The following is an 8169-nucleotide window of genomic DNA, read 5'->3' as shown; positions in this document are numbered from 1 at the left end:
CGCCTGCGCCCGGCGGCCCCGGGGACGGCTCGCGCCGGCTTCCCGGACCCAGTTTCGCAGCGTCTCCGGATTGATCCCCAGATCGGCAGCTACCGGCCGTATCGTCGCTTCGGGCCGTGACTCGTACAGCGCGACCGCGTCCGCCTTGAACTGCGGCGGGTAGTTCTTCATGACCACGAGATGTCCGTCCTCAGATCCTCAGGATCCAGTGTCTCGTGTGTCCAAGATCCGGGGTCAAGGCCCCTCCATGGCCCCGCCCGCCCAGGTGCCCCTGCCAACCGGACACGGAGACATGAGGGCCAGGGCGGAACCCGCTGCAATCGTCACGCCTTCCCCGGAAACGGAAGTCAGGATGGCCCGGCCAGCCGTAGGGAATGTGACAGCCCGGGCCTGCCGGAGGGGCAGCCGATCATGTGGTCGGGGTCATCCAGCCAGACGGACTGCTGCCCGTCCGGGCGGACCGTCAGGCCAAATCAAGCTCACTCTCTTCAGCACGCCAAGACAAGCCGCCTCAGCCTCCTTCCAGAACCGCCGGGGACCAAGTCGGCAGACCGCGTCCGGCTCTTTCCTCGCATCTTTCCAAGTTTCAGCGCTCGACAGCGGCCCCGGAGCGATTCGCTATCGTCTGCAGCCAGCACACTCTCAACCTCAGCCACCCCAAGGAATAAAGATATTAAAGGATGACTAATGGAGAAGGTTTGCTCTGGGTCAGAGTTGGATATCTTGAGAAGCAACACTATGGAGGTTGAAATAATCGCGCCAATTATGACAGCCGGAGCCAGTATCGCAATTGCGATCATCGCGTACTGGTTGAATCACCTAGGGGAAATTCGAAGGTCTCTCAGGAGGGCGCGGATCGACTGGGTTGGTAGCCAGCTCAAAGATCTATACGGCCCACTTCTTGTTCTGGCGGAGACCAATGAGCGAGCATGGAGAGAGTATCGGAGAGCATACTTTCCACCCGATTCGGGAGAACTGGTGGAGAGCCCGCTGTCGGAGTCGATGTCGACGCGATGGCATATGTGGGTTGAGACAGTCTTCGCCCCGAGGGCTCAGCAGATAAGGGACATCGTCACCGTGCGCGGAGATCTTATTATCGAAAGAGAGATGCCAGCGGTGGTACTTGACTTCTGCGCCCATGCGGCATCGTACGATGCCCTGTTGGCGGACTGGGACACCGCCAGTTTTAACAATTCCACGCTAATCCGCCATCCAGGAAGTAGTTTCCTGTTGTACGTGCGCGAGTCGTACGCAGCCCTGAAAACAGAACAAGAACATCTACTGAACTCGAGGTAACCCGATCAGTGAACCTGTAAGAATTTCACGACGACCGCAAAGCGAGAGGCATCGTTCATGAAAGTATTCCTGAGCTGGTCCGGGGAGCGCTCAAAGCAAGTCGCCGAGTCCCTGAAATCTTGGTTGCCAGATGTTATCCAAGAAATTGATCCATGGGTCTCAACTCAGGACATCGCCAAAGGAGGAAGAGGAATCAAGGAAATCACTCATGAACTTTCCGCAACAGACCTTGGGATCGTCTGCATAACTCCAGAGAACGAAGCATCAAAGTGGATCAATTTCGAGGCGGGTGCATTAGCCAAGAAATTCGAAATTGCACGTGTTGTCCCATTTCTGATTGACATGAAAATTGCAGACCTAACTGGCCCTCTCTCTCAGTTCCAGGCAACCGTCGGGAGCAGTCGGGATGACGTCAGGAAGCTCGTCGGCGATATCAACAAGGCGTCAACAGGAAGGGTGGTGGCAGAGGATCGCCTGGAGCGAGCATTTACACGGAGCTGGCCCGAACTAGAAAGAGCCCTCCAAGATATCCACAGAGGAGGCATGCGACATTCGGTCGAGCGGTCTGCAGCGGAGATGCTGGAAGAGATCCTTTTACTGATTCGAAAGCAAGAATATCGCCGAGCGGATATGGAAGGGAAGTCTGATCAAGTTGAGGAAAAGCTATCGCGCAGTCGACGTATCAGCGAGGATGAGTTCATCGTATCGTCATTTGCGAAGATAGGATGGCAGGTGACTAGATCCTCATGGGAAAGCGCTGGAGTGAACATCGCGGCACAGCATCCGGGGGGCGGTGGCGTATCACTGTCACGCGATTTTATCGAACGGATAGCCAAGTCTTTGGGCAGGCCTGTGGTTGTGGTGGGGGAGTCGGGTAATGTAATAATCCGCAGCGGCCCCAACTTTCCTTAGCGTGGCGCAATACTTGGATTCACTAATCAAAACTTCACTTCTACAGGGATTGGCATCTTCTCTGTTCTCTTAAAACGTAGGTTGTCGATTTTTTCTTCCCGGACCCATGCATTCCATGCCTTGATATACATAGCCACTTGCTCGCGCATGGAATACCGCCGTTTGAGGCCACGCTTCTGCATATGCGGAACCTTGAGTAGGGCAAGCCGTGGGTCCCCTAACTCGAGGTTCGCGCCCGAGGTTAGCCCTTCGATCCAGCTGACAGCCTTCGCAGCGGGAGCTGCCTCGGTCGTGACGAAATAGCCCACTGCCACTGCAGTTTGGCTCGCGAATACGTGCTTGGAAATATTGCGGCCCGTCACTACGGACTCTCGGTACATGTCACTGTCCTCGCTGTATGCCGCCAGGATCCGACCGTTCGCGATTCGAGCTCTATTTCCGCTCCACAAGGAGTCTGGCATGTTCTTGAACAGGAGAACGTGACGAATGGTGGAGTGAAGCAGGGGGAGATACTTCTCTCCGGTAGAAGAAAGTGTGTCCACGCCACTCCGGCGCTTCCCTGTGTCGAGGACAGGAAATGCAGTTCCCGGAAGCCCTTCGAATACGTAAATCCACACTGGAACGCCAGCCTTGATGATGGCGTTCAAGCGGTGCTGGCCGTCCAGGAGGAATCCAGTCTCAAGGGATCCATCAAGCGCAATTCCCTGGTGCGTCAGCTGCCATTCTCCACGGATTATTGAATCAGCCAAGAAATCAACTTGCCCCCAGTCCAGGCGGCGATTGACTACGGCTCGCGACAGCAAACCCTCTGCGATCTCTGGAGTGACGTGGACGAGACGTGGAGTGGGAGCGCCTTCTGGAACCCCGCTATTGATGAGCATTCCAAGACCATACGGGCCTTGATGGCGTAGTGTAACCGAAGATCTGAAGCGATCGATTTTGCACGATCATTTTCAATGATAGACCCTAATAGACAGGTTGAGCGCAGTAAAGCGGGGAAGGCTTCTATTCATCTTTTGGACTGATAAACGCAGCTTGCCCCGATATATCCCCTCTTTCGAACGGGCGAGGCCATCTCGTGACGCTGCGGGGCATCGGGTTCCGCAGACGCGACGCTACTGCGTACTCACTTGTGCGGCGTCGACGATGTTGCAACAGCTGTCAGGCAAGGCTGGGAATCGGGTTGGGCTCTGCCAAACGGTGGTGAACGGACGAGCCGGTGCCGTGTGTCAGTGGGCGTCTGCCTCGGGTCGGGGCAGCTCGTCCAGGTCGAGGGTGTAGGTCCGCCCGTCAGCCAGCTCGATGGGCAGCTTGCCCGAGCCGTACTTGTGGGTGTGCGCCGCGATGTAGCCGGAGCCGGTGGGCTGGGTGTGGACGATAACCTCTGCGGCGTACGGGTCCACCACCACATAGACCGGGATGCCGTAGCGGCCGTACTTCGCGGTGCAGTCGTCGTAGTCCTTGCGCGCAGAGGAGACCGACACTACCTCGGCGATCAGCAGCACGTCCTCGAAGCCGTAGCGCTTGCCCTGCCGCTGCGCGTCCTCCCGCAGGATCGCGAAGTCCGGGGCGGAGTTCTCGTCGGCCGGGAAGTCCAGGTAGACGTCGGAGGCGGTCTTCGCGTGCCGGCCGAGCGAGAGCGAGTCGATCTGCATCGACTTGATCGTGCTGGAATGCTCGAAGCTCTGCGGAGTCATGACCACCTTCCCGTCGGTACCGAAGAAGACCACGTACCCAGCGGGGAACTCGGTGTGCATGACCGCGTCGACGCTCATCAACGCCTCCTTCCTGTCGCCTCAGGATATGGGGCCACAATCCCGCACGGGGTCCACTACGAGAGTGCCGACCGGGGCGGCGTCATACTCGTGAGCAGCAGCAGGTGCGTGCCCTCCAAGCGCTGGCGAATGCCAGCGTACTGCTCGGGCGCCCTCTCGGGCGAGGCAGCCAGCTGGTCTTCGACCCGGGCGTCCATGTCCCGCCCCCAGCCGCTCATCGTACGCATCCATGCCGATACTCCCTGGAAACATCCGAGGTCAGGACTTATCTAGTTGTGCGAGTTCACTGGCACCAGTGGTCGGTCGGCTAAGTGGCACGACGAATATCCCACCGAAAGAAGGATGGGTACGTCGCGCCTCTTTGCCTCTTGCATCGCCTCCTCTCCCCATGGCCACCAATCCACAGGATTGGAGGCGTGCTGGAGGAGATAGGGCGACTGGGAGTTGGCCAGTCGATTCATACCGGCATCGTCGCACGATCCGTACGGTACGGCGCAGCCCTCGGGGCCGGTCCGTGTACGGAGCCAGTCAGGTGTGCCGCTTGCCCCGGGCATGGTGGTGACCGGGGCGGGCGGCTGATGTCCGGGGCCGGGGGATCAGCGCCGGGACGCGGGCGCGGTAGGTGTCGTAGGCGGCGCCGAATCGGCCTGCCATCAGGCCGTCCTCGACGTGGACGCGGTACAGCAGCCAGGGGATGGTGACCACCAGGACCGCGATCCAGACGCCGAAACCGTCGGCCAGCATGGCGCCGGTGATCAGGCCGAGGAAGCCGCTGTATATGGGGTGCCGGACGATCCCGTAGGGGCCGTCGGTACGCAGTTCGTGGTGCTCCTGGACCATGGGCGCGCTCGACCACATCGTGCCCAGGTGCCAGCGGGCCCACAGCAGCAGAGCTGTGGAGGCGACGGCGAGCGCGGCGCCCAGGAGCGCCAGCTCGGGCTGCCAGTACTGGAGGTGGCGCCAGAAGGACCGCAGGAAGTACCTGATCAGCACGGACACCGCGCAGACGCCCACGACCAGCAGCAACGTACGTCGCAGGCCACGTTCCCGGTCGGCCCGGCTGGGGTGGTTCTTCACACGGAAGTGGACAGCGCCCGCGATCCACGCCACGACGAAGATCAGGAAGCAGACACCGATGAGAGCGCCGAGCGCCAATCGAAGAGTGCCCATGACCCAAGACTGCTCCTGGCCGACATGGAGCGCACCCCCAAGGCCCACGGGTGGAACGTCGGCCCGCGCCACACGAGTGGAGATCGGCCCGAGGGGTCGACGCGGCACCGTCCGGAACGCTACGAAGATCACGTCCGGTTATTGCTCCCACTGAGCCCGGCGGGGCTCTGTTCCCGAATGTTCCGGTCGGCGTCACCCGCGCCCGCCGATGGTTCGATCACTTACTGCTTTCGATCAGTTACTACCACGGAGAAGGAGTCGTGCGACATGGGTCAGGACTCGCCGTTGGACGACAAGGCCGACGTCTCTCTTCACACTGCTCGACGCCGACGGTGACGGAGCGGTGGACAGAGACGATTACCTTGCCGAGGGTCACCGATTTCTCGACGCGTACGACGTGCCTGTGGACTCGCCGAAGGGGCAGGCACTGCTTGCCGCGCGGGGCGGGATGTGGGAACGCTGTACGTCGCTGGCCGACCACGACCGCGACGGAGTGATCAGTCCTCATCGTCGGCGCCGGGCCGACAGGTCTCACTCGCCTGCGACCTTGCCCGGCACGGTGTTCGGGCCCGGCTGGTCGAGAAATCCGACCGGCTGTTCCCCGGCTCGCGGGGCAAGGGCCTGCAACCTCGAACCCCGGAGGTCTTCGACGACCTCGGCGCGATCCAGCCGGCCGGCGCCCCCTCGGCGCGATCCGGGCGGGGGGGCCGACGACCCGTTCGCCCCGTACCCGCACGTGCTGATGATTCCGCAGTGGCGCACCCAGCAGATCCTCCACGACCGACTCGCAGAACTCGGCGGCAGTGTCGAGTTCGGTATCGAACTCGTCGCGCTGGCGCGGGAATCGGATCAGGTCACGGCCGAACTCGTCCGCTCCGACGGGTCGTCGTTCACGGTCACGGCTCAGTACCTGATCGCCGCCGACGGCGGGCACAGCGTGGTGCGGCAGGCTCCGGGCATCCCCATGACGGGCGCCGAGGTCGGCCTCCGGGCCACCGTGGTCGCCGACGTCCTGGACCTCAGCACCAGGCTCTACCGCACCGGGCGCACCCCCGAGGTCGGCAGCGCCGTCCAAGCCGACCAACGTGGCCGGATGACAAACCAGTTGAGACCGGCTACCGCAAGGGACCACTGACCGTCGAGGCCCGCGGCCCGCTCCCCGCGTACGCCGTCCAGGCCGGTGACCGTGCCCCCGACACGCGGGACAGGCTCTTCGTCTTCCGTGGGCCGCGCTTCACCCTGCTCGCCGTCGGCCGCGAGCGCCCGCTGTGCCCAGCGACGTGGCGGGTATCCACCGGGCGCACAACAGCGCGGTCGGCGAAGCCTACGGGGAGGGCCTGTTCCTGATCCGCCCGAACGGGTACGTCGACCTGGCCACCCACAACCCGGCAGACGTCGATGTCCATCTGATGGCGGTCGGATCTGCCGAGTAGACATCCCGGGCGCCTGCGAGCCTCCAGGCTCCTGCCAAGAACTGACCCGCACGCACAAGGGGGAATACCGTGGCAGCCGAGCAGACCGAGGCACCGGACAGCACCACGGTACGGACCGGCCTCTGACGGGCGACGCCGGTCCACCCTCGTACCTCAGGGTGGTGGCGTCCCGGGCAGCCCGAGGGTTGGCTGCTCGGCCCGCAGACGGGTGGCGAGCAAGGTGACGCATCTAGTGCCGCCGGGTAGCAGGTCGGCGCTGGTGTCGGGGCGCAGGAGCAGTGGCGGAAGGTGCCCCGCGCCCGGCCAGTGCGCAGGTGCCCGGACCGGAGTCGATGAGGGCGAGGAGGCGGGTTGCCACCCGGTCGAGACCGAGTACGGCCAGCCGGTGGTCGGCCTCGTACAGGATCCGCTCCACGGGGGCGCCGGAGGAGGCGCTGCGCGCAGGAGTGAGCGGTACTGGCACGTGGCGGGATCCGCTCCCCAAGGCCACCAGTCGACGGGATTCTCAGCATGCTGAAGCAGAAAAAGCGAGGTCACACCAGCCAACCGGCTTCATGCGATCCAGCCTCTCACGGCACCCAACCCTGTCGAGGAGATCACACGGGCTCCGCCTCACCCGGCTGAACCGCACTCATGCGCCATCACGTGGTGGACGACAGCCACATCACAGGACCGTAGGCTGAGCCCAGCGGCGCTGGAATTGTCGAGGCTCCCCGAAGGAGGTACACCCTGACCGCCGAGATGGTGGCGCCCGCGTGGATGCACACACAGATCAGCGCGGAGCAGTACGACTCCTGGTCCGAGGAGCAGTGTGCCGGCATCGAGATCGTGGACGGGATGGTCGTCGTGAGCCCGAGCGCGTCCAAGCGGCGCAACCGACTGGCCCGGATCCTGGCCAATGCCCTGGACTCCGCCGCAGGCCCGGACTGGAACGCCGACACGGACTTCGATGTCCGGCTTCAGGATGTCCCCCTCACCAACCGCCGTCCGGACGTCGTCGTCTACCGGGCGGAGACCATCGACCTCACACCCACCCGCCCCGAACACGTCCTCCTGGTCGTCGAGGTCGTGTCGCCCGGCTCGGAAACCACCGACCGGATCGTGAAGGTGGACCAGTACGCCAGGGCCGGCATCCCCTTCTACTGGCGGGTCGAACAGGCCGTCACCGGTGTCCCCCCCTCATCTACACCTACGTTCTCGACCCCGCCACCAGTGCCTACAGAGACGGCGAGATGTTCACCGGCGCGATCAAGGCCGCCGCGCCCTTCTCCGTCACCGTGGATCTGGGAGCTGTCTAACATCGCTCGAAGATCATTTCCGTAACCGGGCACACATGACCGGGCACAAGGGAAAGCGGAAATCCCGAGAGCGCCCGGAGGCTCTTTTCGCTACGGCCGGCTCCCCCTAGCCGGCCACCATCCGCTCTGCGAACAAGGATCGTTGCCCAAGCAGGCTCGCCCCGTTATGTTTTTCGCGGTCCTGCAAGACGGCCGCTGGCCTCCGGGCCCGGTATGACTTTTGCCCCCTGTCGAAGGCATGACCTGGGGGGTGGTGTCGCCGGGCCCGGGAGGTGCCGTCGGAGA

At 62.9% G+C, this 8169-nt stretch carries 9 protein-coding genes and 4 pseudogenes; 6 read left to right on the top strand and 7 right to left on the bottom strand.

All coding sequences use genetic code 11. The features are described 5' to 3' along the window. Window positions 1-171, bottom strand: a 171-nt coding sequence (locus tag ACIP8W_RS31570; RefSeq protein ID WP_402205825.1) for a transposase, incomplete at its 3' end; no start/stop codon positions are given. Window positions 172-687: 516 nt separating this feature from the next. Between ACIP8W_RS31570 and ACIP8W_RS31565 the strand changes: the two genes are divergently transcribed. Beyond that, entirely contained in the window at window positions 688-1296 is a 609-nt protein-coding gene (locus ACIP8W_RS31565) for a hypothetical protein (RefSeq protein WP_401956202.1), read from the top strand. A 57-nt stretch (window positions 1297-1353) separates the two neighbouring features. Then, window positions 1354-2208, top strand: a complete 855-nt coding sequence (locus tag ACIP8W_RS31560) for a TIR domain-containing protein (RefSeq protein WP_401956201.1) — start codon at window positions 1354-1356, stop codon at window positions 2206-2208. A gap of 26 nt (window positions 2209-2234) precedes the next feature. Here the strand turns inward: ACIP8W_RS31560 and ACIP8W_RS31555 are convergent, their stop codons facing one another. The 4 genes and pseudogenes from ACIP8W_RS31555 to ACIP8W_RS31540 all read right to left on the bottom strand — a co-directional run bounded on the left by ACIP8W_RS31555 (window position 2235) and on the right by ACIP8W_RS31540 (window position 5153). Beyond that, complete coding sequence (locus tag ACIP8W_RS31555; RefSeq protein WP_401956200.1) at window positions 2235-3089, bottom strand: hypothetical protein; 855 nt, start codon at window positions 3087-3089, stop codon at window positions 2235-2237. Between the two features lie 348 nt (window positions 3090-3437). Continuing rightward, a complete protein-coding gene (locus ACIP8W_RS31550) occupies window positions 3438-3983 on the bottom strand; it encodes a Uma2 family endonuclease (RefSeq protein ID WP_401956199.1) in 546 nt (181 codons plus the stop codon). Between the two features lie 311 nt (window positions 3984-4294). Then, window positions 4295-4444 (bottom strand): annotated as a pseudogene (locus tag ACIP8W_RS31545) (DUF255 domain-containing protein); the annotation flags it as partial. Between the two features lie 67 nt (window positions 4445-4511). Beyond that, entirely contained in the window at window positions 4512-5153 is a 642-nt protein-coding gene (locus ACIP8W_RS31540; protein ID WP_402205822.1) for a methyltransferase family protein, read from the bottom strand. A gap of 450 nt (window positions 5154-5603) precedes the next feature. Here ACIP8W_RS31540 and ACIP8W_RS31535 point away from each other — a divergent pair. The 3 genes and pseudogenes from ACIP8W_RS31535 to ACIP8W_RS31525 all read left to right on the top strand — a co-directional run. Continuing rightward, window positions 5604-5762 (top strand): annotated as a pseudogene (locus tag ACIP8W_RS31535) (hypothetical protein); the annotation flags it as partial. A gap of 133 nt (window positions 5763-5895) precedes the next feature. Next, window positions 5896-6288, top strand: coding sequence for an FAD-dependent monooxygenase (locus tag ACIP8W_RS31530; protein ID WP_401956220.1), 393 nt, complete (start codon window positions 5896-5898; stop codon window positions 6286-6288). Window positions 6289-6421: 133 nt separating this feature from the next. Beyond that, a complete protein-coding gene (locus ACIP8W_RS31525) occupies window positions 6422-6586 on the top strand; it encodes a hypothetical protein (RefSeq protein WP_402205820.1) in 165 nt (54 codons plus the stop codon). Window positions 6587-6815: 229 nt separating this feature from the next. Here the strand turns inward: ACIP8W_RS31525 and ACIP8W_RS31520 are convergent, their stop codons facing one another. Together ACIP8W_RS31520 and ACIP8W_RS31515 are read right to left on the bottom strand one after the other, a co-directional pair. Beyond that, window positions 6816-7049: a hypothetical protein gene (locus ACIP8W_RS31520; protein ID WP_401956222.1), complete on the bottom strand. Its 234-nt coding sequence runs from the start codon at window positions 7047-7049 to the stop codon at window positions 6816-6818. Window positions 7050-7057: 8 nt separating this feature from the next. After that, window positions 7058-7132, bottom strand: a pseudogene (locus ACIP8W_RS31515) (DUF255 domain-containing protein); the annotation flags it as partial. A 183-nt stretch (window positions 7133-7315) separates the two neighbouring features. On the opposite strand from ACIP8W_RS31515, the pseudogene ACIP8W_RS31510 reads away from it, so the two are divergent. Continuing rightward, a pseudogene (locus ACIP8W_RS31510) lies at window positions 7316-7884 on the top strand (Uma2 family endonuclease). Window positions 7885-8169 lie beyond the last annotated feature (285 nt).

The sequence above is a fragment of the Streptomyces sp. NPDC088554 genome (genome assembly GCF_044752945.1).
Lineage (GTDB): Bacteria > Actinomycetota > Actinomycetes > Streptomycetales > Streptomycetaceae > Streptomyces.
The sequence above is the reverse complement of the archived record's forward strand: the minus strand, read 5'-3'. Positions and strand labels throughout refer to the sequence as shown.